Below are 25967 nucleotides of genomic sequence, written 5' to 3'. Positions count from 1 at the left end.
ATGGAGGCGTGGACATACAGACGCTGATCGACCCGTATGACACCCTTCTCCTTGATCTCGATGGGGTGGTGTATCTCGGGCGCGACGCCGTACCTGGGGCTCCCGAGTCGTTGCGTGAGGCGGCGGGGCGTGGTGTGCGGCTCGCCTACGTCACCAACAACGCCTCGCGCACTCCGGGTGCGATCGCCGAACACCTGAGCGCGCTCGGAGCTCCGGCCACCCCCGAAGACGTCGTCACCTCGGCCCAGGCCGCCGCGCGTCTGGTGGCCGAGCGGGTCGCCCCCGGCGCGGCGGTGCTGACGGTCGGCGGGATGGGACTGCGCAGCGCCCTGCGCGCGCACGGCCTGCGTCCGGTCAGCACCGCCATGGACGGTGCGGTCGCGGTGGTGCAGGGCATCGCGCCGGGCCTGTCCTACGGTCTGCTGTCGGAGGGCGCGCTGGCCGTGCGGCAGGGGGCGTTGTTCGTGGCCGCCAACGCCGACTCGACCATGCCGACCAGCCGGGGCGAGCTGCCGGGAAACGGCGCGATGACACGGGTGATCGCCACTGCTACCGGGGTGGAGCCGATCGTCGCGGGGAAGCCCGAGCCGCCGCTGCACCGTGAGTCGATGCTGCGGACCGGGTCGCGACGGCCACTGGTGGTCGGTGACCGGCTCGACACCGACATCGAGGGGGCGACCAACGCGGGAGTGGACAGCCTGCTGGTGCTGACCGGTGTGGCGAGCCCTCTCGATCTGCTGACCGCCGGCCCCCGGCACCGGCCCACCTACGTCGCCGCCGGCCTGTCGGCCCTGCACAGGCCCTACCCCCAGGTGCGGCGGGACGGGGACGGATGGGCCTGTGAGGGATGGACGGCACGGTGGGAGGAGGGCCGTCTCCGCCTCGATGGGCGGGGGGATCCGCTCGACGGGCTCCGGGCGGCCGCCGCCGCGACGTGGGAGGCGGCCGGAGAGGGGCAGGCGGACGAGGACGCGGTGAAGGCCGTCCTCGACTCCTCCCTTTCCGGCGGCACCCCCTGAACCTTTTCGGCCACGCCCCCTGACGGCCATGGGTCTTCTCGGCGGGGCGGGTGCTCCGACTGGCTCGCCTGATGGTGGCGGGCCGTCCGTGCGTTTTTCGCCGGGGTCGTGGGTTTCTTGGGCGAGGGTGTCCTGGCGGTGGTGTGTCGCCGGGACGGTGGCGGACGGTCAGTGCGTTCCCTGGGCGGACGGTCAGTGCGTTCCCTGAGGGAGCATGCCCCGGGACAGGGGGCATGTCTCCTGGCTGGGGACGCCGACGTGCTCTTCCCTCACTCTCCGGAGCCGGACCGTCCGGAGCGGCTCGTTCAGAGGAGCTTGCGGAGGCGGAGGAGGTCGCCGAAGCTGGCATCGATCTTGACCCGGCCGCTGAACACGGCGCGTCCCATGTCGAGCTCGCCGTTGACCAGGGAGACCAGGTCGTCGCTGCCGATGGTCAGCTTCACCTCGGCGGGTCCGCCGCCGGCGGGAGGCGAGTCGTCGAAGGGGCCGAGGCCACCGTGGTGGATGCGGCCGTAGAAGGTGACACCGAGGTCGCGGATGTGGCAGCTGATGCTGCGCTCGACCACGTGTTTGCTACGGCTCGCCTGGTCAACCTCGTCGAACTGCTCACCGAGTTTGCGCAGTGCCACCCGGCACTCGTCGACGGTCGCCATCGCGTGGCGCTCCTTTCTGTTCGGACCGGCTCTGTTCGGACCGGCCCGAATCCCTTGGACCTACGGACGGTAGCGTTCCACATGAATACAACGTGCGATCCGGCACGCGGGGATGCGCCGGAGGAAGGAGTCTCCTGTCATGGCGTTCGAAGCGCTGCGGGGATATGTGCAGGCGGCTACGGGTCTCACGGAGATGACAACGAGCAGAGCCCGTGCGGTAGTTCGCGAACTGCTCTCCTCAGGCGAGACTGGTCTGTCTCAGATGTCCGGCCAGGTCGACAAGATGGCCAAGGAGCTCGTCGCGACGGGCAAGGCCAACCGGGAGCAGCTCGACGAGCTTGTCAGGCTGGACGTGAACCGGCTGCTCGGCGCGCTCGACCTGGCTCGCACTGAGGACGTCGACCGGCTGCGGGCCCGGGTGGGGGAGCTGGAGGCCAGACTCGCCTCCGCGGAGGAGGCGCTCGGGAAGGTCTCGGCCGAGCGGAGCCGTACGACGGCCGAGGGCGACGCCTCGGACCGGCCCGCGGCAGGGAGCCGTACGGCGGCCAAGGCCGATTCTCCCGGCGGGCCCGCCGCAGGAAGCCGTACGGTGGCCCAGGGCGACGCTTCCGGCAGGCCCGCCAAGGGGGCCGCGAGGGTGCGGAAGGCGACCAAGGACACGGGCAAGGACACGACCAAGGACACCGGCAAGGACACGACCAAGGGCACGGGCAAGGGCACGGGCAAGGGCACCAAGGCGACGAGCGCCGTGGCTTCCGATACGGTCAAGGCGTCCACGGGCAAGGCGGCTCGCGCGCCGCGTGCCCGGACGACCACCAAGTCGGCGAAGAGCACCTCCGGAGGGGGCGCATGACGGACCTGCCGGAAGAGACCGGCGAGGAGCGGGTCGACACCGCGCTGGGCGGGCTCGCCCGGCTCGGCGCGATGCCCGTCTCGGCGCACGTGAGCGTGTTCGAGGAGGTGTTCACCGGGCTCGAGCAGGCACTCGCCACGGTGGACGGCACCCCGGACCGGCAGCGGTGAGCCGGCGGACGCGCCTCGACAGCGAGCTCGTGCGCCGGAAACTGGCCCGGTCCCGGGAGCAGGCGGCCCAGCTCATCGAGGCGGGCCGGGTCAGCGTCGGCGGCCAGTTGGCAGCCAAGCCCGCGACCCAGGTGGACACCGCCTCCGCCATCGTGGTCGCCGAGGCCGCCGAAGGCCCCGACTACGTCTCGCGGGGGGCGCACAAACTTCTCGGCGCCCTGGAGGCCTTCGGCCCCCGGGGGCTGACCGTCGCGGGACGGCGCTGCCTGGACGCGGGGGCCTCGACGGGAGGCTTCACCGACGTGCTGCTGCGCAACGACGCGGCGCACGTGCTCGCCGTCGACGTCGGGTACGGCCAGCTCGCCTGGTCGCTGCGGACCGACGAGCGCGTCACGGTCATGGAGCGGGTCAACGTCAGGGACCTGACACCCGACATGGTGGGCGAGCCTCCCACGCTGATCGTCGGTGACCTGTCCTTCATCTCGCTGCGCCTGGTGCTGCCCGCCCTGACGCTGTGCGCCGCCGAGCGGGCCGACTTCGCGATGCTGGTCAAGCCGCAGTTCGAGGTCGGCAAGGAGCGGGTCGGCGCCGGCGGGGTCGTGCGTGACCCCGTCCTGCGGGCGCAGGCCGTACGGGACGTCGCCGGGGCCGCGCAGGCGCTCGGCCTCACCGTGCGGGGCGTCACCGCGAGCCCGTTGCCGGGCCCGTCGGGAAACGTGGAGTACGTCATCTGGCTCGGCAAGGGAGAAGGCGCGCTCCCGGTGGCGGACATCGGCGCCGAGGTCGAACGCGCGGTGGCAGAAGGCCCTCAGTAGTGGCTATCCCCCGAAAGAGTGGAACATGACTACCAAGCGCACCGTGCTGGTCACCGCCCACACCGGGCGGGAGGCGGCTGTCGACACCGCTCGGACGGTGATCGGCCGCCTGGTGGAGGCGGGGCTGACCGTGCGCGTTCTCAACGCCGAGGCCGAGGCGATCGCCTGCGCGGGCGCCGACGTGGTGCCCGCGAGCGCCGCCGCCGTCCAGGACGCCGAGATGATGATCGTGCTCGGCGGTGACGGCAGCCTGCTGCGGGCCGCCGAGCTCGCGCGTCCGGCGGGCGTGCCGCTGCTGGGCGTCAACCTCGGGCACGTCGGCTTCCTGGCCGAGGCGGAGGTGGAGGACCTGGCGGTCACGGTGGACTGCGTGGTCCAGGGCCGCTATGACGTGGAGGAGCGGATGACCATCGAGGTCACCGCCCGTCTCAACGGCCAGTTGCTGGCCGACACCTGGGCGCTCAACGAGGCCACCGTGGAGAAGAGCGACCGGATGCTCGAGGCGGTCGTGGAGATCGACGGGCGGCCGCTGTCGCGCTGGGGGTGTGACGGGGTCATCTGCGCCACTCCGACCGGTTCCACCGCCTATGCCTTCTCGGCCGGCGGGCCGGTGGTCTGGCCGGAGGTGGAGGCGCTGCTGCTGGTGCCGATCAGCGCCCATGCGCTGTTCTCCCGGCCGCTGGTGATCTCTCCCCGATCCACGCTGGCGCTGGAGGTTCAGCCGGAAACGGCGGGGGCGGTGCTGTGGTGCGACGGCCGCCGCCGCTTCGATCTGCCCGCCGGAGCGCGGGTCGAGGTCCGCCGGGGCGAGGTGCCGGTACGGCTGGCGCGGCTGCACGGCCTGGAGGACACCGGGGCGCCTTTCACCGACAGGCTGGTCGCCAAATTCGATCTCCCTGTACAGGGGTGGCGTGGCCGGGTACGGCCGTAGCGCGTCCGGGCGATTCCTGTCCCAAGCGCGTAGGATCGTGCCCGCGCACCGCACTGATGTTCGGTGAATTCGATGTGACGGGAGGGACCAGTGCGACCCAGGGTCGAGGAGGTCCGCATCCAAGGGCTCGGCGTGATCGACGAGGCCGTCCTGGTGCTGTCGCCGGGGTTCACCGTGCTCACGGGCGAGACCGGTGCGGGAAAGACCATGGTGGTGACCGGTCTGGGGCTGCTGTTCGGCGGCAGGGCCGATCCCGCTCGGGTCCGTCCCGGCTCGGACAAGGCCACCGTCGAGGGCACGCTCGTGGTCGACCCGGCGGGCCGGGTGGCCCAGCAGGTGCAGGACGTGGGCGGTGAGATCGAGGACGGGGAGCTGATCATCTCGCGGACCGTCTCCGCGGAGGGCCGCAGCCGTGCCTGGCTGGGCGGCCGCACGGTCCCCGTGGGCACGCTCACCTATCTCGCCGAGGACCTGGTGGCCGTGCACGGCCAGATGGACCAGCAGCGGCTGCTCCAGCCCGGCCGCCAGCGGGCCGCCCTCGACCGCTACGCGGGTGAGGACCTGGTCAAGCCGCTGCGCGCCTACGAGCACGCCTACAAACGGCACAAGCAGGTCGCCGACCAGCTGACCGAGCTGACCGCCCGGGCGAGGGAGCGGGCTCAGGAGGCCGACCTGCTCAAGTTCGGGCTCGACGAGGTCGAGAAGGCCGACCCCAAGCCGGGCGAGGACACCGAGCTCCGCGAGGAGGTGGACCGGCTCTCCCACGCCGACTCCCTCCGGAACGCGGCGGAGACGGCGCACCGGGCGCTGCTGGGCGATCCCATGTCCGGCGAGCAGGTCATGCAGGACGCCATCACGCTGGTCGGCCAGGCCCGCACGGCCGTCGAGGCGGTGCGGGAGTTCGATCCGGTGCTGGCCGGGCTCGCCGACCGGCTCGCCGAGGCGGGTTATCTCATCTCCGATGTCGCCACCGAGCTGGCCTCCTACGCCGAGTCGGTCGAGGCCGACCCGGTCCGGCTCTCGGTCGTGCAGGAGCGCCAGGCCGTGCTCGCCCATCTCGTCCGCAAGTACGGCGAGGACACCGGCGCGGTGCTCGCATGGGCCGCCCAGGCGGCGCAGCGCGTCGCCGAGCTCGAAGGCGACGACGAGCGGATCGGCGACCTCGCCCGGGAGCACGAGGAGCTGACCGGCCGCCTCACCGAGCTGGCCGCCGAGCTGACCCGGATCCGGTCCGCCGCCGCCGAGCGGTTCGGTCAGGCCGTCACCGAGGAGCTCACCGCGCTGGCCATGCCGCACGCCCGGGTGGTGGTCGGCATGACGGCCGCGGCCGACTTCGGCCCGCACGGCGTCGACGAGGTCGAGCTGCGCATGTCCCCGCACCCGGCCTCGCCGCCGCTGCCGCTGAACAAGGGCGCCTCCGGCGGTGAGCTCAGCCGGGTGATGCTCGCCATCGAGGTCGTGTTTGCCGGTGCCGATCCGGTGCCGACGTTCGTGTTCGACGAGGTCGACGCAGGTGTGGGTGGCAAGGCGGCGGTGGAGATCGGCCGGCGGCTGGCCCGCCTGGCCCGCACCGCCCAGGTGATAGTCGTCACTCATCTGCCCCAGGTGGCCGCCTTCGCCGACCAGCATCTGGTCGTGGAGAAGGCCGGCGACGGCAGCGTGGTGCGCAGCGGGGTGGTCGCGCTCGACAAGGACGGCCGGGCACGGGAGCTGTCCCGGATGCTCGCGGGGCTGGAGGACTCCGAGCTGGGTCGCGCGCATGCGGAGGAGCTTCTCTCGATCGCCGCCGCGGATAAGGCGTAAAAGAAGGACTGTTTTCGGATGCTCGGGGGAGCAGAGGATCGTGGGGATCTTCCGTGACGAATCTGGCATGCTGCCGTGGGTTTGGCTTTCCTGGTCATTCGCTCTGGCAGGATGGTCGTGATGAAGGTGCCGATTGACGAGCTTCAGAGCAGGCTCACCGGTTACCTCCGCCGCAGGAAGGTCACGGACCTTCCCGGGGTGACGGCAGTGGCGAGAATCGATCGGCGGACCAAGGGGCTGACCAAACGCCTCCGGCCCGGGGAAATCGCGATTATCGATCACGTTGACGTTGACCGGGTGAGCGCGGAGGCGCTTGTCGCGTGCGGCGCGGCGAGCGTGGTCAACGTGGCCGCGGGCATCAGCGGCCGCTACCCCAACCTGGGCCCGCAGATCATCGTCGAGGCCGGGGTGCCTTTCGTCGACAACGCCAGTCCCGAGCTGTTCGAGCGGGTCAAGGACGGCGATCTGGTCCGGGTGCACGAGGGGGTCGTCTACCTCGACGACGAGCTGGTCGGCAAGGGCGACGTGCAGACCGCCGAGGCCGTCGAGGCCGCGATGGTCGAGGCACGGGCCGGGCTGACCGTCCAGATCGAGGCCTTCGCGGCGAACACCATGGAATACGTCCGGCGCGAGCGCGACCTCCTGATCGACGGGGTCGGCGTGCCCGACGTCCGGACCGTCATGGAGGGGCGGCACGTCCTCATCGTGGTGCGCGGTTACCACTACAAGGAGGACATCGCCGCCCTCCGGCCCTACATCCGTGAATACCGCCCGATCATGATCGGGGTGGACGGCGGGGCCGACGCGCTCGTAGAGGCCGGCTACATGCCCGACATCATCGTGGGCGACTTCGACTCGGTCTCCACCAAGGCCCTCACCTCCGGCGCCGAGCTGGTCGTGCACGCCTACCGGGACGGCAGGGCGCCGGGCCTGGAGCGCGTCCAGCAGCTCGGCCGAGATGCCGTGATCTTCCCGGCGATCGGCACCAGCGAGGACATCGCGATGCTGCTCGCCGACGACAAGGGGGCCGACCTGATCGTCGCCGTCGGCACCCACGCGACCCTGGTGGAGTTCCTCGACAAGGGCCGTTCGGGCATGGCCAGCACCTTCCTCACCCGGCTCCGGGTGGGCAGCAAGCTCGTCGACGCGAAGGGCGTCAGCCGGCTCTACCGCAGCCGGATCTCCACCCCGTCCCTGCTCCTGCTCGTCGCCACCACGCTGATCACCATGGGGGTGGCGATCATCGTCTCCCCGGTGGGCAAGATCTGGCTCGACAGCGTCCGCGACGGCTGGAACGGCTTCATCTTCTGGCTGGTCGGACTCTTCTCGTGATCGATTTCCGTTATCACCTCGTCTCCATCGTCGCGATCTTCCTCGCGCTGTCGGTCGGCATCGTGCTGGGCACCAGCTTCCTGGAGGACCCCGTCATCAAGGCGACCGAGAGCCTCGCCAACCAGCTCCGCGTGGGCAACGACGAGCTCCGCGGCCAGGTCGAGGCGTTGCAGAGCCGCGAGGCGGGCAACGACGCCCTCCTCACCTCCAGCACCCCCCGGCTCGTCCAGGACGCCCTCGCCTCCGAGCGCGTGGTGATCGTGGAGGCCCCCGGGGTGACGGCGGGCATGCGTGAGACGGCGCAGCAGGTGATCGTCGCGTCGGGGGCGACCGTGACCGGCAGGGTCACCCTCACCGACCGATATGTCGACCCCAGCCGGTCGGCCTCCATCGACGCGCTGGTCACCGAGGCCAAGCCCGCCGACATGACCCTCCCCGTCGAGGGGACGACCTATGACAAGGCGGCCGTGCTGCTCGCCAGTGCAATCGTGACCAGCGATCCCGCACAGCTGGGCAAGGTGAATCCCACCGCGACCGGGATCCTGGAAGCCTTCCAGCGCGGCGGCCTGCTCACCATCACCGACCAGCCCGCCAAGCGCGCGGACCTGGCCGTGCTGATCGCCCCCCCGGAGCCCTACACCGGCGACGACGCCGCCCAGCAGGCGGGCGCGATCGTGTCGATGGCCCTCGGCCTGGACGAGGGCGGACGGGGCGCCGTGCTGACCGGCGCCCTGACCGGAAGCGCGGCCGGTGGCGCCATCGCCGCGCTCCGCGAGGACACCGCCGTCGCGGAGAAGGTCTCCAGCGTCGACAACCTCGATATGCCCGCGGGCCGGGTCGTGGTGGTCTACGCTCTGCGGGAGCAATTGTCCGGGGTTGCCGGGCACTACGGCATCGGCCCCGGCGTCTCGGGCATCGAGCCCAGTGCGCCCCCCGCCCCTACGGCCACCTCCGGAGGATGACCCGATGGCCCGTCGTGCTTTTCTCGGCGCTCTGGCCGGCGCCTTTCTCGGCGCGGCGGCCGCCCGCGCCGCCTACGCCGCCTTCACCCGCAGGCCGCCGATCGGCGACGCGGAGACCTGGGACCGGACCAATCACCGGGGCGAGCCGATCACGCTGCTGGAGGGGCCTGCTTTCGTCGCGGGCGCCGGTGCGGCCGGGGCCGTGCTGCCCGGCCTGCCCGTCAGGGTCCGGGCGGCCGTCCTGGTGGCCGTGGCCGGCAGCGGTGCTCTCGGCGCCTACGACGACCTGTACGGCGCGACGTCCTCCAAGGGGTTCAAGGGCCATCTGAGCGCCCTGGCCAAGGGCGAGGTCACCAGCGGCGCCGTGAAGATCCTGGGCATCGGCGTGACGGGCCTGGCCGCGGCCGCCCTGACCTCCCGGGGCCCTGTCGACACCGCCGTCAACGGAGCGCTGGTCGCAGGCGGCGCCAACCTGGCCAACCTCTTCGACCTGCGCCCGGGCCGCGCCATCAAGGTCGGCCTGCTCGCCGGCGCGCCCCTGCTCACCGCAGGCCTCTGGCGTGACGCCCCGGTCCCGGCCGCCCTGGCCGCCCTGCCGATCGGCGCCGCCGTCGCGCTCCTGCCCGAGGACCTGGGGGAGCGGGCGATGCTGGGAGACGCGGGAGCGAACGCGCTGGGCGCGCTGCTCGGCCTGGCCGCCTCTGTCGCTCTCGGCCGTCCCGGACGCCTGGCCGTCCTCGGCACCGTGGTCGCGCTGACCGCCGCCTCGGAGAAGGTCAGTTTCACCAAGTTCATCGCCGGTAACCCCGTGCTCAACCGCATCGACATGCTCGGCCGCCGTCCAGTGGAGCAGGCGCTCGGCAACTGATGATCAAAAAGATCGGGCAGGGGGTCGCCGGGGCGGCACTCCTCATCGGGATCGTGACCGTCGCGGCCCGGCTCGTCGGGTTCGGCCGCTATCTCGTCCAGTCCCAGACCGTCGGCAACCTCTGCCTGAGCACCGCCTACAACACCGCCAACTACGTCCCCAACATCGTCTTCGAGCTGGTGGCCGGGGGCGCGCTGGCCGGGATGGTGGTGCCGGTGCTGGCCTCGGCGGCCTCCCGGGCGGGAGAGGACCCCGAGGCCAGGGCGGAGGTCGGCTGGACCACCTCCGCCCTGCTCACCTGGGTGATGCTCGCGCTGGTGCCGCTGACCCTGCTCATCGCCGCGTTCGCCGGGCCGATCGTCACGCTGCTGACCGGCAATCCCGGCGAGTGCGACGTGGCCGAGGTCGTCAGGGCCGGCACGGACATGCTCGTCGTGTTCGCCCCGCGCATGATCTTCTTCGGCGTCGCGGTGGTCCTGTACGGCGTGCTCCAGGCCCACCGGCGGTTCATGGGGCCCGCCCTGGCGCCGCTGGTCTCCAGCCTGCTCATCGTCGCCTCCTACCTGGTGTTCGAGCCGGTCGGCAACGGGGCCGCCGCCGACCTGTCGAACCTCACGACGGCGGGGCAGCTGACGCTCTCGCTCGGCGCGACGATCGCCGCCGCGGCGATGGTGCTCACCGTGGCCGGCCCGGTGGGCCGCCTCAAGCTGCGGCTGCGGCCCTCGCTGTCGTTCCCCCCGGGGGTCGCCGCCCGCGCGCGGCAGCTCGCCGTCGCGGGCATCGCCGTGCTCATCGCCCAGCAGGTCGCGCTGACCGTCGTGGTCCGCCTGGCCAACGACCTGGGCGGCGCGGGGGCGACGGGGATCTACACCTACTCCTGGGCGCTGTACCAGCTCCCCTTCGCGGTGCTCGTGGTGCCGATCGCCACCAGCTCGTTCCCGGTGCTGTCGGCCCGGGCGGCCGACGGGGACCGGGCCGGTTTCGACAGCCTGGCCTCGTCCAGCACGAGGGTGATCCTGCTGGTGACAGGGCTGGCGGCCGGGGTGATGGCGGCGGTCGCCATGCCCGTGTCCCGGGTGTTCGTGGAGGGCACGCCGGGCGGCGATCCCCGGGAGATGGCCGGGGCCGTCGCGCTGTTCGCGCCGGGTCTGGTGGGATACGCGCTGATGCTCCATCTCGCGAGGATTCTGTACGCCTGTGGCCGGGGCCGGTCGGCGGCGGTCGCCTCGGTGGCCGGATGGGCCGTCGCGCTGGTGGCGCAGATCCTGCTGGCCCAGGCCGCGCACGGCCCGTCCGACGTCGTGGGGCAGCTGGCGCTGGGCAGCACCGTCGGCATGACCGTCGGCGGAGGGCTGCTGGCGCTCGCGGTGTCCAGGGCCGCGGGCACGGCCGCGCTGGAGGGGGCCTGGCGGGCCCTGTCCGCCGGGCTGCTCGGCGGGGTGGCCGCCTACGGGGCCGGTCTGGCCGTGGTCACGGTCTCCGGCGAGGTGTCACGGTGGATGTGCGTGGTGGTCGGAGCGGCGGCGGCGGTCGCCGGCTCGGCGGTGTTCGCGGCCGTGGCCGCGGTGATCGACAGACCGGATACCCGGCTGCTGCTGGAACGGCTCAGACGGATGTCCACTCCAGGAGGGAACCGTGGCGATGACTGAGGCGGGCTCACGGCTGGCGTTCGTGCTGGGGACCAGCGCGGGCGGGGTCGGCCGGCATGTGGCCATGCTGGCGGAGGGCCTGGTGCGGCGGGGGCACCAGGTGGTCGTGGCCGGGCCGCCGGAGACCGAGGAGGCCTTCGGGTTCGGCCGGCTCGGGGCGCGGTTCGTGCCGGTGCCGATCTCCGACCGGCCCCGTCCGCTGAACGACCTGCGGGCGGTGCGGGCGCTCAGGGCGCTGCGCGGGGCGCACGCCGTACACGCTCACGGGCTGCGGGCCGGGGCACTGGCCGCTCTCGCGCTGACCGGGACCCGGACCGGGCTGGTGGTGACCCTGCACAACGCCGCCACCGCGGGCGGTGCGATCGGCGCGGTCTACGGGGTCCTCGAACGGATCGTCGCCCGCCGCGCCGATCGGGTCCTGGTGGTCTCCCCCGACCTGGGGGAGCGGATGGCCGGGCTGGGCGCCGGGCACGTCGAGGCGGCCGTCGTCCCGGCGCCCGTGCTGACCCCCTCCGGACGCGGGCCGCAGGAGGTCCGTGACGAGCTCGGCGCGGGGGACCGGCCGGTATTCCTGACCGTCGCCAGGCTCGCCCAGCAGAAGGGCCTGGAGACCCTGCTCGATGTCGCGGCCGCCTTCGGCCCCGGCCGGGCACCCGCCGGATCCGCGCCGCGGGCGGTGTTCCTGATCGCGGGGGAGGGGCCGTTGCGCGCGGAGCTCCAGGGGCGCGTCGACCGGGAGAACCTGCCGGTGCGGCTGCTCGGCAACCGGAGCGACGTAGGAGACCTGCTCGGGGTCGCGCGGGCCCTGGTGGTGCCCAGCCGCTGGGAGGGGCAGCCGCTGACCGTGCAGGAGGCGCTGCGAGCGGGGACACCGGTGATCGCCACCGCGGTGGGCGGCATCCCGCCGATGGTGGGCGAGGGCGGGCTGCTGGTGCCGTACGGCGACGTCGCCGCGCTGCGTGAGGCGGTGGACAGGGTGCTCGCCGACGACGAGCTCGTCCGGACCCTGGCCGGGGCGGCCGCCCGGCGGGGCGCCGGGCTGCCCGGGCAGCAGGAGGCGCTGGAGGCTGTGATGGCGGTGTACGCGGGCATCTCGCGGGCCGGAACATCGGGCCGCGCCTGATTGTTGAATTAGGCGCTACCAAGCCACACACCTATACTGGCTTGGTTAGGGGGGGAGTATCCCTTCGTGACAGTCTCGTCATCACGGTGCTGCCTCGCTCCACGAGGCCCCCGGGGCTGTCGGTCCGCGCCAGAGTTTCGCGGGCGGGAGAGACCTCCGGCAGTCAGTCGTGCACGCCGCCGGAGGGTTATCAATCGTGACTGTTCCACTCTGGGCATGGATCGCCGTTATCGGCGGTCTTCTCGTCGTCCTTGCCTTTGATCTGTGGATCGTCGACCGGGGCGAGCCTCGAGAGTTCTCCATGAAGCAGGCCGGTTACTGGGTCGCCTTCTATGTCGCCCTCGCGGTCGTTTTCGGCATCGTGCTGTGGATCTTCGCCGGGCCGACCCCGGCGGGCCAGTTCTTCGCCGGCTACATCACCGAGTACAGCCTGAGCGTCGACAACCTTTTCGTCTTCTACATCATCATGACCCGCTTCGCGGTGCCCAAGATCCATCAGCACAAGGTGCTGCTGGTCGGCATCCTGATGGCGCTGGTCATGCGGGGCATCTTCATCGCCGTCGGCGCCGCCGCGCTGGCGAGCTTCGGGTGGCTGTTCTACGTCTTCGGCCTGTTCCTGATCTACACCGCGGTGCAGCTGATCCGCCAGCACGGTCACGACGACGACGACGTCCCGGAGAACGCGGTCCTGCGCTGGGCGCGCCGGGCGCTGCCGCACACCGACGACTACGTGGGCTCCAAGGTCGTCGTCAAGGTCGACGGCAAGCGGATGGTCACCCCGCTGCTGATCGTGATGATCGCGATCGGCACCACCGACCTGCTGTTCGCGCTCGACTCGATTCCCGCGATCTTCGGTCTCACCACCGACGCCTTCATCGTCTTCAGCGCCAACGCGTTCGCCCTGATGGGGCTGCGTCAGCTCTACTTCCTGCTGGGCGGTCTGCTGCAGCGCCTGGTCTACCTGAGCTACGGTCTCGCGTTCATCCTTGGTTTTATCGGGGTTAAGCTGATTCTTGAGGCGCTGCACTCCAGTGGCGTGTCCTGGGCACCCGAGGTGCCGATCTGGCTGTCGTTGTCGGTCATCGGCGTCACCATGGTGATCACCACTGCGGCCAGCCTGATCAAGGCCCGTCGCGACGGACGCGAAAGCAAGGAAATCACCACCTCCGCGAGTGGTAAGCAGGGCTAGCGGATCGGCGTGTGAGCGGCTTTGCTTGTCTAGTTGCGCCGTATAAGGGCTGAGAGATGGGTAGCATCCTGCCCCAAGGCAGGTAGACATACCGGTCTAATGCCGCAAGACATCACAAAGGTTCCCTGTGTCCCACGATTCAGCAAGCCACCAGCCAGGCCGGGTACGGCTGGCACGTGGCGTCTCCCCGTGGTTGCTCCCGACTGTGACCGCCGCCGCAGTGACCTCACTGCTCAGCCGCCGTGACCGGCGCTGGGCGCTGGCGGCGGCCCCCCTGGCCGCGCTCACCGGTGGCATGCTCTGGTTCTTCCGCGATCCCGAGCGCACGCCGGGGTCGGCGCGGATCCTGTCGCCCGCCGACGGCGTGGTGCAGAGCATCGACCCCTGGCCGGACGGCCGCACAAGGGTGGCCATCTTCATGAGCCCCCTGGACGTGCACGTCAACCGTGCGCCGCTGGCCGGCACGGTCACCTCGGTGGAGCACGTGGCCGGAGGGTTCGTGCCCGCCTTCAACAAGGACAGTGACAAGAACGAGCGGGTCGTGTGGCACCTGGACACCGCGCTCGGCGACATCGAGCTGGTCCAGATCGCCGGCGCGGTCGCGCGCCGCATCGTGCCCTACCTGGCGGCCGGGGCGAAGGTGGCCAAGGCCGAGAGGATCGGGCTCATCCGGCTCGGCTCGCGCGTGGACCTCTATCTTCCCGAGGGAATCGTCCCCGCCGTGTCGGTCGGCCAGCGGACCGTCGCGGGGGTGACGGCTCTTGACCACGGCTGACGCGAGCTGGCCGCTGGACGAGACGGACGACGAGCCCCGGGGGCCCGTCGGCAAGGCGTTCCGGCTCTCGGCGGCTGACTCCCTCTCCCTCGGCAACGCGCTGTGCGGCTTCCTCGCGGTCTGCGTGCTGGCCTGGTCGGCGATCAACCAGCTCCAGACGAACGGGAAGTTCGCGGCCGTTCCCCAGTTCTTCGGCACCGCGGTGGTGCTGCTCCTGATCGGCGCCACCTGCGACCTGTTCGACGGGCTGGTGGCCCGCAAGTTCCGCGCCTCGGCCATGGGAGCCGAGCTGGACAACCTGGCCGATGTGATCAGCTTCGGCTTCGCCCCCGCCTTCATGGTGGTCATCTGGGGCGGCTTCACCCAGAAGGTGCCGTTCCCGCTGGTGATGGTCGCCGCGGCGTCGGTGCTGCTGGCCGGAGTGATCCGGCTTGCCCGCTTCGCCTGCGTGAAGACCACGAGCGGCGACTTCATGGGCCTGCCCATCCCGATGGGCGCCATGACGGTGGTCTCGATCGTGCTGCTGTTCCCGCCGTCGATCGTGACCCTGCTGCCCATCTTCGGCGTGGCCTACCTCATGGTGAGCCGGATCGAGTATCCCAAGCCCAAGGGCAATCTGGCCGCCGCGGTGCTGGCCTGGATGATGATCAACGTCGCCTGCCTGACCATCTGGGCCGCGGGCCTGCCCGGCGGCGACACGCTGATCAAGGTCGGTGCCATCATGCAGGTGGCCATCGTGGCCGCCATCCCGCTGCGCATCCTGATGTTCAAGCGGGAGAAGCGCAAGGAGCGCAAGGAGTCCGAGAGCATCAGCTGACGGCACACGGCCCCGGAGACGGGCCGCCGTGTGCCGAGGTCCGTACCGTCCGCGCGGCGGGCCGGCGGCCGGGTCCGCGCGGTCGCCGCGGCGGATCGGGCCGTGCGGGCCTGTGGCCGCCCGCACGGCCGACGCCCCGGGCGCCGGCCGTGCGGGGACTACCAGCCGCGCTCCCGCCACTCCGGCAGGGAGGGGCGCTCGGCGCCCAGCGTGGTGTCCTTGCCGTGGCCCGGGTAGACCCAGGTCTCGTCGGGCAGCCGGTCGAAGACGCGCTCCGACACGTCCGTGAAGAGCCGGGCGAAGCGCTCCGGGTCCTTGTTGGTGTTGCCGACGCCGCCGGGGAACAGCGAGTCGCCGGTGAACAGGTGGCCGGGGTGGTGCAGGGCGATCGAGCCCGGCGTGTGGCCGCGCAGGTGGATCACCTCAAGTGCGACCGCTCCGACGGTGATCCGGTCGCCGTGTTCCACCTCCAGGTCCACCGGCACCGGCAGCGCCGCCGCGTCGAGCGGGTGCGCGATCACCGTCGCGCCCGTCGCCGCGGCGACCTGTTCCAGGGCCTGCCAGTGGTCGCCGTGCTGGTGGGTAGTGATGATCTTGCTGATCGGCCGGTCGCCGATGAGCGCCAGCAGGCGGTCGGCCTCGGCGGCGGCGTCGATGAGCACGCCGTCGCCGGTGTCGTTGCACCGCACCAGGTAGGCGTTGTTGTCGAACGGGCCGACGGCCAGCTTGGAGATCGTCAGAGCGGGCAGCTCCCGCACGTCGGCGGGGCCGCCGACCTGCACGTCACCGGTGTACGTCACGGATACTCCTCGGGCGGGGCAGCGGGCAGGTGAGAAGGCGCGAGCACGGTCAGCCACGGTGGCGGCGCGGGCAGCGGCCCGGCATCGGCCACGGCAGGCCGGTTGCCGCTGGCCCCCTCCGGCATCACTCTAAGCCCCGCTCCCGACGAGCGGCCGGTCAGCCAGCCCAGCAGGGCCCAGGCGTCGCCCTGCAGCACGGGCCCCGATCCGAGCTCCCGCCAGACCTGGTGGTGCTTGTCGCCGTCCTTGACCTCCTCGACCACGATCTCGCTGACCGTGCTGAGCTCGTGCGGCCAGCAGACCATCGCGTCGTGCAGATCCCTGCGGACGAACACCTCCGGCCAGTCGGCGCACTCGTAGCCCGCCCCCAGGTCCACATGGTGCACCTCGACCTCGCGCAGCCGCCGGACCAGCACATACCAGGCCGGATGGCCGGGCGGGCGCATGCCGCCCACCGTCGCCGACCATCCCTCGGCGGGCATCGCGGCGAGCGCCCCGGCCAGCCGCGCCGAGCTCTCCTCCAGGTCGGCCAGCTGCTCCTTCGCCGGCCGTACGGCTCCCGCCTCGATATCCGCGTCGCGTGTCTCCGGATCGGGGTACTGCGGGGTCCGGACGCCGGTCCTGGCCCACGTGGCCAGGTTGACGAGGCTGTCGGCGTTGCGGGAGAGGTGGGTCAGTAGGTGTCCCCTGCTCCAGCCGGGCAACCGGGAGGGGGCACTGACGTCGGCGTCGGACAGCCCGGCGGCGGTGGCGAGAAGACGGGCGGTGGAGCCGGTCAGCTCGGTAGTGAGCGTTTCTATGACATCCATCTCCTCACTCCATCACCGGGGCGGGGGTGGGGGCCAGGGCATAAACCACCGTGTCCCCGTGGTTGGTACACGTGGTCGAACCATCAAGTGGCCCGTAGGGCCCATGGGAAGGCCGTAGTCTGGAGAGGGCGGGGAAACCCTCGGCCCCGAGACGGTGCTCCGAAATTGTCGGACCCCGTCGCTAGTCTTCCCGCGACCGCTCTTAACCTTCTACAACGACGTCGGGACTGCTGTGGCTGACCGCCTCATCGTGCGTGGCGCACGTGAACACAACCTCAAGGACGTCTCGCTGGACCTCCCGCGGGACTCTCTGATCGTCTTCACCGGACTGTCCGGTTCGGGCAAGTCCAGTCTGGCCTTCGACACCATCTTCGCCGAGGGCCAGCGTCGCTATGTCGAATCACTGTCGGCTTACGCCCGCCAGTTTCTCGGGCAGATGGACAAGCCCGACGTCGACTTCATCGAGGGGCTCTCGCCCGCGGTGTCGATCGACCAGAAGTCGACGAGCCGCAACCCGCGTTCGACGGTCGGCACGATCACGGAGGTCTACGACTACCTCCGGCTGCTCTGGGCGCGCATCGGCAAGCCGCACTGCCCGCAGTGCGGCCGCACGATCGCCCGGCAGAGCCCGGAGCAGATCGTCGACCGGGTGATGGAGCTCGCGGAGGGCACCCGCTTCCAGGTGCTCGCCCCCGTGATCCGCGGCCGTAAGGGCGAATACGCCGAGCTCTTCAGCCAGCTCCAGGCCAAGGGCTTCGCCCGGGCCCGCGTCGACGGCACGGTGGTCCGGCTGGACGAGCCGCCGACGCTGAAGAAGCAGGAGAAGCACGACATCGAGGTGATCGTCGACCGGCTCGCGGTGAAGGAGGGCGCGCGCAGCCGCCTCACCGGTTCCGTGGAGACCGCCCTGCAGCTCTCCGGGGGCACGATCACGCTGGAGTTCGTCGACCTGCCGGACAACGACCCCAACCGTGAGCGCTTCTACTCCGAGCACCTCTACTGCCCCTACGACGACCTGTCGTTCGAGGAGATGGAGCCCCGCTCGTTCTCCTTCAACTCGCCCTTCGGTGCCTGCCCCGAGTGCACCGGCCTCGGAGTGCGGATGGAGGTCGACCCCGACCTGATCGTGCCCGACCCGGAGAAGACCCTGGGCGACGGCGCGATCTCCCCGTGGGCCGGCGGGCACACCAGCGACTACTTCGTCCGCCTCGTCGAGGCGCTCGGCCTCGCGATGGGGTTCAAGCTCACCACCCCCTGGGAGAAGCTCCCCAGGAAGGCGCAGAACGCCCTGCTGCACGGCCACGACGAGCAGGTCCACGTCCGCTACAGCAACCGCTACGGCCGTGAGCGCTCCTACTACACCACCTTCGAGGGGGCCATCCCCTGGGTGCAGCGCCGTCATGCCGAGTCCGAGAGCGACGGCATGCGGGAGAAGTACGAAGGCTACATGCGGGAGATCCCGTGCCCGGCCTGCAAGGGGGCCAGGCTCAAGCCGGTCTCGCTGGCCGTCACGGTGGAGGACCGCTCGATCGCCGACGTCTCGGCGATGTCGATCGGCGAGTGCGCGACGTTCCTGGCCGGGCTCAAGCTGTCCGACCGGGACATGCAGATCGCCGAGCGGGTGGTCAAGGAGATCAACGCCCGGATGGGCTTCCTGCTGGACGTCGGTCTCGACTACCTGACCATGGACCGCGCGTCGGGCACCCTCGCCGGCGGCGAGGCCCAGCGCATCCGGCTGGCCACCCAGATCGGCTCCGGCCTGGTCGGCGTGCTCTACGTGCTCGACGAGCCGTCCATCGGCCTGCACCAGCGTGACAACCAGCGGCTGCTGGAGACCCTGATCCGGCTGCGGGACATGGGCAACACCCTCATCGTGGTCGAGCACGACGAGGACACCATCGCCGCCGCCGACTGGGTGGTGGACATCGGCCCCGGCGCCGGCGAGCACGGTGGTCAGGTCGTCGTCTCGGGCACGGTCGCGGAGCTGCTGGCCTCCGAGGACTCGATGACCGGCGCCTACCTGTCCGGGCGCAGGACCATCGCCATCCCCGCCAAGCGCCGCAAGCGCGACAGGAAGCGGCAGATCACGGTGAAGGGCGCCCGCGAGCACAACCTCAAGGGCGTGGACGTGGAGTTCCCGCTCGGGGTGTTCACCGCGGTCACCGGCGTCTCGGGGTCGGGCAAGTCCACGCTGGTCAACGACATCCTCTACAACGCCCTGGCCAAGGAGCTGAACGGCGCGCGCACCGTCCCGGGCCGTCACTCGCGGGTCAACGGGATGGACCTCGTCGACAAGGTCGTGCACGTGGACCAGTCGCCGATCGGCCGCACCCCCCGCTCGAACCCGGCGACCTACACCGGTGTCTTCGACAAGGTGCGCGACCTGTTCGCGCAGACCACCGAGGCCAAGGTCCGGGGCTACCAGAAGGGCCGGTTCAGCTTCAACGTCAAGGGCGGCCGCTGCGAGGCCTGCTCGGGCGACGGCACGATCAAGATCGAGATGAACTTCCTGCCGGACGTCTACGTGCCGTGTGAGGTCTGTCACGGGGCGCGATACAACCGGGAGACGCTGGAGGTCCACTACAAGGGCAAGACGATCTCCGAGGTGCTCGACATGCCGATCGAGGAGGCCCTGGGCTTCTTCGACGCCATCCCGTCCATCAAGCGCTACCTCCAGACGCTGAACGACGTCGGCCTGGGTTACGTCCGGCTGGGCCAGCCGGCCACGACGCTGTCGGGCGGCGAGGCCCAGCGCGTCAAGCTCGCCTCGGAGCTGCAGCGCCGCTCCACCGGCCGGACGATCTACGTGCTGGACGAGCCGACCACCGGCCTGCACTTCGAGGACATCCGGCGGCTGCTGGGCGTGCTCGGCAAGCTCGTGGACGGCGGTAACACGGTCATCGTCATCGAGCACAACCTCGACGTGATCAAGACCGCCGACTGGGTGATCGACATGGGCCCCGAGGGCGGCTCCCGGGGCGGCAGCGTGCTCGCCACCGGCACGCCCGAGGAGGTCGCCCTGGTCGACGACAGCCACACCGGCCGTTTCCTGAGGAAGATCCTGGGTACCTGAGGCCGGATGCGAGGCCGGGCCTCCGCGTCAATATCCTTGACGCGGAGGCCCGGTTTGGCGGGGGACGTTGCGAGAAGGGCTGCAATGAGCGGCAGTGAAGGTTCCGGCATGCCCACACGCAGGCATGTCATCGGCGCCACGGCGGCAGTGGCGTGCGGGGCCGCGCTCACCGGCTGCGCCGGTGGCGGGCCCGGCCCGGGCATCGTGCCGCCGGGCATCAAGGGGCAGGTCATCGCCCAGACCGCTGACATACCGGTGGGCGGCGGCAAGGTCATCACCCAGTGGAAGATCGTGATCACCCAGCCCACCACGGGGGTGTTCAAGGCGTTCACCGCGAGCTGCCCGCACAAGGGCTGCTCGGTCGCCCGGCCCGAGGACGGGATCATCCGCTGCCCCTGCCACGGCAGCGAGTTCGCCGCCGACTCCGGCAAGTGCCTCAAGGGCCCGGCGGGGGCACCGCTGGTCGAGTTCGCGCTGAAGCTCGACGGCGACGGCATTGTGATCGTCTGAGGCCTTTCATCGGAATGGTCGTCCGGGACGGGGCCGGAGACACGCCGAGGGCGTATTTCTTCACAGTTTCCTGATGCCGGGTACGGCATGCTGAATCGGCACCGGGGGCGGCCGTACCTGAAGACGAGGACTCTGGAGGGTGACCATGACTGATACGACACGTCGCGCGGTGATGCTGGGCGCGGGAGGTGCCGGGATGGCCGCGGTGCTGACCGCGTGCTCGGGGTACGGCGAACCCGCCGCCGACAGCGCGTCGGTGGCCGCGGCGCCGGCCTCCTCCGCTCCGGCGGGTTCGGGCGCGGAGGCGGTGGGGGCGGCGGCGCTGGCCAAGACCGCTGACATCCCCGAGGGGGGCGGCAAGGTCTTCAAGGACCAGAAGGTGGTGGTGACCCAGCCGGCCGCCGGGCAGTTCAAGGCCTTCACCTCCGTCTGCCCCCACCAGGGATGTGACGTCGCGACCGTCTCGGGTGGCACGATCAACTGCCCGTGCCACGGCAGCAAGTTCAAGATCGCCGATGGCTCCGTCGCGAACGGTCCCGCCAACAAGCCTCTCGCCGAGAAGGCGATCAAGGTCGAGGGCGACTCCATCACCCTCGGCTGAGCACCGCCCGCGGCGCCGGCGAGGGAGGGGGGACCCGGCGCCGGCGCCGCGGGGGCCCGCGATGCGGGGACGGGTAGGGGTTCCGGAGAAGGGATCCTGTCGGTGAAGGCCGATAGGCTTTCTGGTGTGGCGAGATCTGTGGTTGGTCCGGCGAGTTTCCGGCCGAGTCCGGGGTCGATCCCCGAATCACCCGGCGTCTACCGGTTCAGGGGCGCCGAGGGCCGGGTCATATACGTCGGCAAGGCCAAGAACCTGCGCCAGCGGCTGAACTCCTACTTCGCCGACTTCGCCGGGCTCCATCCGCGCACCCAGACCATGCTCACGACCGCCGTCGACGTCGACTGGACGGTCGTCGGCACCGAGGTCGAGGCGCTCCAGCTCGAATACTCCTGGATCAAGGAGTACGACCCGCGGTTCAACGTCAAGTACCGCGACGACAAGTCCTACCCCTACCTCGCGGTCACCATGGGGGAGGAGTTCCCCCGGGTCCAGGTGTTGCGCGGTGCCAAGCGCAAGGGCACCCGCTACTTCGGCCCCTACTCCCACGCCTGGGCGATCAGGGAGACGGTCGACCTGCTGCTGCGGGTCTTCCCGATCAGGAGCTGCTCGGCGGGGGTGTTCCGGCGTGCCGGGCAGATCGGCCGGCCCTGCCTGCTGGGCTACATCGACAAGTGCTCGGCGCCCTGCGTCAGCAGGGTCACCGCCGTGGAGCACCGGACGCTGGCCGAGGACTTCTGCGACTTCATGGCGGGCAACACCGGCCGCTTCATGAAGCGGCTGGAGCGCGAGATGCGCCAGGCCGCCGCCGATCAGGAGTACGAAAGGGCCGCCCGGCTGCGCGATGACATCCAGGCGCTGCTGAGAGCCATGGAGAAGCAGGCCGTGGTGCTGGGGGAGGGCACCGACTGCGACGTGATCGCACTGGCGGAGGATCCGCTTGAGGCCGCGGTGCAGGTGTTCTACGTCCGCGGCGGGCGCATCAGGGGCCAGCGCGGATGGGTGGTCGACAAGGTCGAGGAAGCCGGGCCCGGCGAGCTGGTCGAGCAGTTCCTGCTGCAGATGTACGGCGACGCGACCCCCGAGGCGCTGCCCAGGGAGGTGCTGGTGCCCGTGCTCCCGCCCGACGCGGAGGCGGTCGCCGAGCTGCTCAGCGAGCACCGCAAGGCCCGGGTGGAGATCCGGGTCCCGCAGCGCGGAGACAAGAAGTCGCTGATGGAGACCGTCTGGCGCAACGCCATGGAGTCCCTGAAGCAGCACAAGCTCAAACGGGCCAGCGACCTGACCACCCGGAGCAAGGCCCTGCAGGAGGTCGCCGACGCGCTCGACCTGGACCAGGCGCCGCTGCGCGTCGAGTGCTACGACGTCTCCCACATCCAGGGCACCGACGTGGTCGCCTCCATGGTGGTGTTCGAGGACGGCCTGGCCCGCAAGAGCGAATACCGCAGGTTCTCCGTCCGCTCCACCGAGGGCGACGTCGCCTCGATCTACGAGGTGATCTCGCGCCGGTTCAAGCGGTATCTGGAGGAGCGCTCGGCCACCGGTGAGCTCGACGCCGAGCCTGGCGCCGAACCGGGCATCGACCCGGAGACCGGCAGACCGCGCAAGTTCGCCTACCCGCCCAACCTGGTCGTCGTCGACGGCGGTCCGGCCCAGGCGGCGGCCGCCCAGCGCGCGCTGGACGAGCTGGGCGTGGACGACGTGGCGGTCTGCGGCCTGGCCAAGCGGCTGGAGGAGGTCTGGCTTCCCGGCGAGGACCTGCCGGTAATCCTTCCCCGGTCGAGCGAGGCCCTTTACCTCCTGCAGCGCGTGCGTGACGAGGCCCATCGATTCGCCATCACCTACCATCGTTCGAAGCGGTCGAAGAGCGTCAAGGAAAGCGCCCTGGACGAGGTTCCCGGGCTCGGTCCGGCCCGCAGGCAGGCCCTGATCAAGCATTTCGGATCGGTGAAGCGGTTACGGGAGGCGACCGCGGCCCAGATCTGCGAGATTCCCGGGATCGGCCCCGCTACGGCCGAGACGATCGTGTCGGCCTTGAAGGGGGAGAACCCATGAACGGAAAAGAGCCAGCGTTCGTCATCGTCACCGGCATGTCGGGGGCGGGACGGAGCACAGCGGCCAAGGCCCTGGAGGACCTTGGCTGGTTCGTCATCGACAACCTGCCACCCGGCCTGCTGTTCGCCATGGCCGAGGAGGCCGGAAGGGTCAACCTGGCCGCCGACAAGGTGGCCGCGGTGGTCGACGTGCGCAGCCTGGCGTTCACCACCGACCTCAACGCCGCGATCGAGGAGCTGGACGGCCGCGGCGTCGCGGTGCGGGTGGTGTTCCTGGAGGCCAGCGACGAGGAGCTGGTCCGCAGGTTCGAGAACGTCCGCCGTCCGCACCCGCTCCAGGGGGAGGGCCGGCTGGTCGACGGGATCGCCCGCGAGCGCGGCATCCTGCGCGAGGTCCGGGCGAACGCCGACCTGGTCATCGACACCTCCAACCTCAACGTCCACGAGCTCCGAGGCAAGATCGTCGCCTTCTTCGGCGGCGAGGACCGGCCGGGCCTGCGGGTCAACGTGGTCTCCTTCGGCTACAAGTACGGCCTGCCCGTCGACGCCGACCTCGTCGTCGACTGCCGGTTCCTGCCCAATCCCCACTGGGTCCCGGAGCTGCGCCCGATGAACGGGCTCGACGCCCCCGTGCGGGAGTACGTTCTCAATCAGCCGGGCGCGAAGGAGCTGCTGGACGCCTATGACGAGGTGGTCGGCATCATCGCGGCCGGCTACACCCGTGAGGGCAAGGGCTACGCCACGCTCGCCGTCGGCTGCACCGGCGGCAAGCACCGCAGTGTCGCCATGGCCGAGCAGATCGGCGGCCGATTGCGTGACCGAGGAGGCATGGAGGTGCAGGTAAGCCACCGGGATGTGGGCCGGGAGTGATCGAAGGTCTCAAGGTCGTCGCGCTGGGTGGAGGACATGGGCTGTACGCGTCGCTGACGGCGCTGCGCAGCGTCACCTCCGAGCTGACGGCGGTGGTCACCGTGGCCGACGACGGAGGGTCGAGCGGCAGGCTCCGCCGCGAGCTCGGCGTGCTGCCCCCGGGGGACCTGCGGATGGCCCTGGCCGCGCTGTGCGGGGACGACGACTGGGGGCGGACCTGGAGCGAGGTCGTCCAGCACCGGTTCCGGAGCGAGGGCGACCTGCACGGGCACGCGGTCGGCAACCTGCTGATCGTGGCGCTGTGGGAGAGGCTCGGCGACACGGTCGCCGGCCTCGACTGGGTCGGCAGGCTCCTGGGCGCGCACGGGCGGGTGCTGCCGATGTCCTCGGTGCCGCTCGACATCGCCGCGGAGGTGGAGCTGGACGGCGAGGTGAGCACCGTGCGCGGCCAGGTGGCCTGCGCGCTCACCCCCGGCCGGGTCCAGGCCATCTCGCTGGTCCCCGAGGATCCGCCGGCCTGCCCCGAGGCGGTCCAGGCGGTCCTGGACGCCGACTGGGTGGTCTTCGGCCCCGGGTCGTGGTTCACCAGCGTGCTTCCCCATCTCAAGGTGCCCCAGCTGGCCGAGGCCCTGCACTCCACCGCGGCGCGCCGTCTGGTCGCGCTGAACCTCGCCCCGCAGCCGGGGGAGACCGACGGCTTCTCCCCCCAGAAACATCTGGAGGTGCTGCGGCAGCACGCCCCCTCCCTGGAGATCGACGTGGTGCTCGCCGACACCGGGGTGGCCGAGGACGGGGAGGAGCTGGCGAAGGCCGCCGCCGAACTCGGCGGGCGGCTCGTCCTGGCCGCCGTGGCCGACCAGGACGGCTCGCCGCGGCACGATGCGCAACGTCTTGCCTCCGTCCTGGACGAGATTTTCCGTGAGAAGCGTTGATCCTGGTCAGCGGTGCTCAGGAGTGCGAGAAACTTCTGTGAGCCTGGTTTATCTCGGGCCGCATGAGGTCTGTATGGGGGAGGACGAACGCACATGGCGATGACAGGTGTGGTCAAGGACGAGCTGAGCAGGCTGCCGGTCCTGAAGCCTTGCTGCCGTAAGGCCGAGGTGTCGACGCTCCTGCGGTTCGCGAGCGGGCTGCACCTGGTGGGCGGCCGGATCGTGATCGAGGCGGAACTCGACACCAACGTCACGGCCAGGCGGCTCATCAAGGACATCGGCGAGGTGTTCGGTCACAAGGCGGAGGTGCTCGTCCTGGCCCCCGCGGGACTGCGCAAGGGCTCCCGCTACGTGGTGCGGGTCTACCGCGACGGGGAGGCCCTGGCCCGCCAGACCGGATTGATCGACAACCACGGCCGTCCGGTCCGCGGCCTGCCGCGCCAGGTCGTCGCGGGGGCGACCTGCGACGCCGAGGCCGCCTGGCGGGGGGCCTTCCTGGCGCACGGCTCGCTCACCGAGCCGGGCCGCTCCATGTCGCTGGAGGTCACCTGCCCGGGTCCGGAGGCGGCGCTCGCGCTGGTCGGGTCCGCCCGGCGGCTGAAGATCCACGCCAAGGCCCGTGAGGTCCGCGGCGTCGACCGGGTCGTGGTCCGCGACGGCGACGCCATCAGCGCGCTGCTGACCCGGCTGGGCGCCCACGACAGCGTGCTGGCCTGGGAGGAGCGGCGGATGCGCCGCGAGGTCCGGGCGACGGCCAACCGCCTGGCCAACTTCGACGACGCCAACCTGCGCCGTTCGGCCCGCGCCGCGGTGGCCGCCGGGGCCCGGGTCCAGCGGGCCCTGGAGATCCTCGGCGAGGAGGCCCCCGAGCATCTGGTGATCGCCGGCCGTCTCCGGGTCGAGCACAAGCAGGCGTCCCTGGAGGAGCTCGGCCAGCTCGCCGACCCGCCGCTGACCAAGGACGCCATCGCCGGGCGCATCCGCCGCCTGCTCGCCATGGCCGACAAGCGCGCCCAGGACATCGGCATCCCCAACACCGAGGCGAACCTCACGGTGGACATGCTGGCTCCGTAGGCGGGTGCACGGCCGCCGGCGGAGCCCGCTCCCGCGTCTCCGGTCCGGTCTCCTTCCGGTCCCGGGCCGCGCAGGCCCGGGTCGCCTCCCTCCGTTCCACGGGCGGGACCGTCCGGACGGCACCCGGGGCGGGCCGCTTCCACGCCGGGAATTTGCCCGTGTCACAGCAGGTCCTGCGGGTATTGCAGACGGTTGGAGTGACGATTCGGGCACTTCGCTTGAACGGTGCGATACCTACTCATGGGTTAAGGAAGAACACACCCCACCCCGCCAGTGGTCTACACCAAT

The 25967-nt window shown here is 71.0% G+C and carries 24 protein-coding genes; 21 read left to right on the top strand and 3 right to left on the bottom strand.

Annotation, left to right across the window (positions count from 1 at the left end):
- Window positions 1-8 precede the first annotated feature (8 nt).
- The gene (locus SROS_RS29230; protein ID WP_012892529.1) at window positions 9-1019 is read left to right on the top strand and encodes an HAD-IIA family hydrolase; all 1011 of its coding nucleotides are present in this window, start codon (window positions 9-11) and stop codon (window positions 1017-1019) included.
- A 305-nt stretch (window positions 1020-1324) separates the two neighbouring features.
- Here SROS_RS29230 and SROS_RS29225 read toward each other — a convergent pair whose 3' ends face one another.
- The gene (locus SROS_RS29225) at window positions 1325-1672 is read right to left on the bottom strand and encodes an SCP2 sterol-binding domain-containing protein (RefSeq protein WP_012892528.1); all 348 of its coding nucleotides are present in this window, start codon (window positions 1670-1672) and stop codon (window positions 1325-1327) included.
- A 262-nt stretch (window positions 1673-1934) separates the two neighbouring features.
- Here SROS_RS29225 and SROS_RS46280 point away from each other — a divergent pair, with 262 nt between their 5' ends.
- The 13 genes from SROS_RS46280 to pssA all read left to right on the top strand — a co-directional run bounded on the left by SROS_RS46280 (window position 1935) and on the right by pssA (window position 14959).
- A complete protein-coding gene (locus SROS_RS46280) occupies window positions 1935-2525 on the top strand; it encodes a hypothetical protein (RefSeq protein ID WP_052317058.1) in 591 nt (196 codons plus the stop codon).
- Complete coding sequence (locus SROS_RS51280) at window positions 2522-2695, top strand: hypothetical protein (protein WP_165781354.1); 174 nt, start codon at window positions 2522-2524, stop codon at window positions 2693-2695. Before SROS_RS46280 ends, SROS_RS51280 begins: the two co-directional genes overlap by 4 nt.
- Window positions 2692-3510 carry a TlyA family RNA methyltransferase gene (locus SROS_RS29215; RefSeq protein ID WP_012892526.1) on the top strand — a complete coding sequence of 273 codons (819 nt, stop codon included), beginning with the start codon at window positions 2692-2694 and terminating at the stop codon, window positions 3508-3510. The genes SROS_RS51280 and SROS_RS29215 overlap by 4 nt, the downstream gene beginning before the upstream one ends.
- A 25-nt stretch (window positions 3511-3535) precedes the next feature.
- Window positions 3536-4441: an NAD kinase gene (locus SROS_RS29210; RefSeq protein ID WP_012892525.1), complete on the top strand. Its 906-nt coding sequence runs from the start codon at window positions 3536-3538 to the stop codon at window positions 4439-4441.
- A 90-nt stretch (window positions 4442-4531) separates the two neighbouring features.
- A complete protein-coding gene (gene recN / locus SROS_RS29205) occupies window positions 4532-6244 on the top strand; it encodes a DNA repair protein RecN (protein ID WP_012892524.1) in 1713 nt (570 codons plus the stop codon).
- 120 nt (window positions 6245-6364) lie between these two features.
- Window positions 6365-7576 carry a putative cytokinetic ring protein SteA gene (gene steA / locus SROS_RS29200; RefSeq protein ID WP_012892523.1) on the top strand — a complete coding sequence of 404 codons (1212 nt, stop codon included), beginning with the start codon at window positions 6365-6367 and terminating at the stop codon, window positions 7574-7576.
- A complete protein-coding gene (locus SROS_RS29195) occupies window positions 7573-8538 on the top strand; it encodes a copper transporter (RefSeq protein WP_012892522.1) in 966 nt (321 codons plus the stop codon). Before steA ends, SROS_RS29195 begins: the two co-directional genes overlap by 4 nt.
- Window positions 8539-8542: 4 nt before the next feature.
- Window positions 8543-9406, top strand: coding sequence for a hypothetical protein (locus SROS_RS29190; RefSeq protein WP_012892521.1), 864 nt, complete (start codon window positions 8543-8545; stop codon window positions 9404-9406).
- Complete coding sequence (murJ, locus tag SROS_RS29185; RefSeq protein WP_012892520.1) at window positions 9406-11055, top strand: murein biosynthesis integral membrane protein MurJ; 1650 nt, start codon at window positions 9406-9408, stop codon at window positions 11053-11055. The genes SROS_RS29190 and murJ overlap by 1 nt, the downstream gene beginning before the upstream one ends.
- Window positions 11048-12178, top strand: coding sequence for a glycosyltransferase family 4 protein (locus SROS_RS29180; RefSeq protein WP_043656976.1), 1131 nt, complete (start codon window positions 11048-11050; stop codon window positions 12176-12178). Before murJ ends, SROS_RS29180 begins: the two co-directional genes overlap by 8 nt.
- Window positions 12179-12374: 196 nt before the next feature.
- A complete protein-coding gene (locus SROS_RS29175; protein ID WP_012892518.1) occupies window positions 12375-13367 on the top strand; it encodes a TerC family protein in 993 nt (330 codons plus the stop codon).
- Between the two features lie 127 nt (window positions 13368-13494).
- Window positions 13495-14142 (top strand): phosphatidylserine decarboxylase, encoded by a 648-nt coding sequence (locus tag SROS_RS29170; protein ID WP_012892517.1) that lies wholly within the window; start codon window positions 13495-13497, stop codon window positions 14140-14142.
- The gene (pssA, locus tag SROS_RS29165) at window positions 14129-14959 is read left to right on the top strand and encodes a CDP-diacylglycerol--serine O-phosphatidyltransferase (protein WP_012892516.1); all 831 of its coding nucleotides are present in this window, start codon (window positions 14129-14131) and stop codon (window positions 14957-14959) included. The genes SROS_RS29170 and pssA overlap by 14 nt, the downstream gene beginning before the upstream one ends.
- Before the next feature lie 158 nt (window positions 14960-15117).
- On the opposite strand, the gene SROS_RS29160 is transcribed toward pssA, so the two are convergent.
- Together SROS_RS29160 and SROS_RS29155 are read right to left on the bottom strand one after the other, a co-directional pair.
- The gene (locus SROS_RS29160) at window positions 15118-15759 is read right to left on the bottom strand and encodes an MBL fold metallo-hydrolase (RefSeq protein ID WP_012892515.1); all 642 of its coding nucleotides are present in this window, start codon (window positions 15757-15759) and stop codon (window positions 15118-15120) included.
- A complete protein-coding gene (locus SROS_RS29155; RefSeq protein ID WP_012892514.1) occupies window positions 15756-16568 on the bottom strand; it encodes a maleylpyruvate isomerase family mycothiol-dependent enzyme in 813 nt (270 codons plus the stop codon). The genes SROS_RS29160 and SROS_RS29155 overlap by 4 nt, the downstream gene beginning before the upstream one ends.
- Before the next feature lie 232 nt (window positions 16569-16800).
- On the opposite strand from SROS_RS29155, the gene uvrA reads away from it, so the two are divergent.
- The 7 genes from uvrA to whiA all read left to right on the top strand — a co-directional run bounded on the left by uvrA (window position 16801) and on the right by whiA (window position 25679).
- Window positions 16801-19641, top strand: a complete 2841-nt coding sequence (uvrA, locus tag SROS_RS29150; protein WP_012892513.1) for an excinuclease ABC subunit UvrA — start codon at window positions 16801-16803, stop codon at window positions 19639-19641.
- 108 nt (window positions 19642-19749) lie between these two features.
- Entirely contained in the window at window positions 19750-20151 is a 402-nt protein-coding gene (locus SROS_RS29145) for a Rieske (2Fe-2S) protein (RefSeq protein WP_148269239.1), read from the top strand.
- Window positions 20152-20296: 145 nt separating this feature from the next.
- Complete coding sequence (locus tag SROS_RS29140) at window positions 20297-20752, top strand: Rieske (2Fe-2S) protein (protein WP_012892511.1); 456 nt, start codon at window positions 20297-20299, stop codon at window positions 20750-20752.
- A gap of 138 nt (window positions 20753-20890) precedes the next feature.
- Window positions 20891-22804 (top strand): excinuclease ABC subunit UvrC, encoded by a 1914-nt coding sequence (gene uvrC, locus SROS_RS29135; RefSeq protein WP_086012374.1) that lies wholly within the window; start codon window positions 20891-20893, stop codon window positions 22802-22804.
- Window positions 22801-23673 (top strand): RNase adapter RapZ, encoded by an 873-nt coding sequence (rapZ, locus tag SROS_RS29130; protein WP_012892509.1) that lies wholly within the window; start codon window positions 22801-22803, stop codon window positions 23671-23673. Before uvrC ends, rapZ begins: the two co-directional genes overlap by 4 nt.
- Window positions 23670-24605: a gluconeogenesis factor YvcK family protein gene (locus SROS_RS29125; RefSeq protein WP_012892508.1), complete on the top strand. Its 936-nt coding sequence runs from the start codon at window positions 23670-23672 to the stop codon at window positions 24603-24605. Before rapZ ends, SROS_RS29125 begins: the two co-directional genes overlap by 4 nt.
- A 93-nt stretch (window positions 24606-24698) precedes the next feature.
- Window positions 24699-25679 carry a DNA-binding protein WhiA gene (gene whiA / locus SROS_RS29120; protein WP_012892507.1) on the top strand — a complete coding sequence of 327 codons (981 nt, stop codon included), beginning with the start codon at window positions 24699-24701 and terminating at the stop codon, window positions 25677-25679.
- Window positions 25680-25967 lie beyond the last annotated feature (288 nt).

The organism is Streptosporangium roseum DSM 43021 (genome assembly GCF_000024865.1).
GTDB lineage: Bacteria > Actinomycetota > Actinomycetes > Streptosporangiales > Streptosporangiaceae > Streptosporangium > Streptosporangium roseum.
This window is presented reverse-complemented; position numbering and strand designations above follow the sequence as displayed.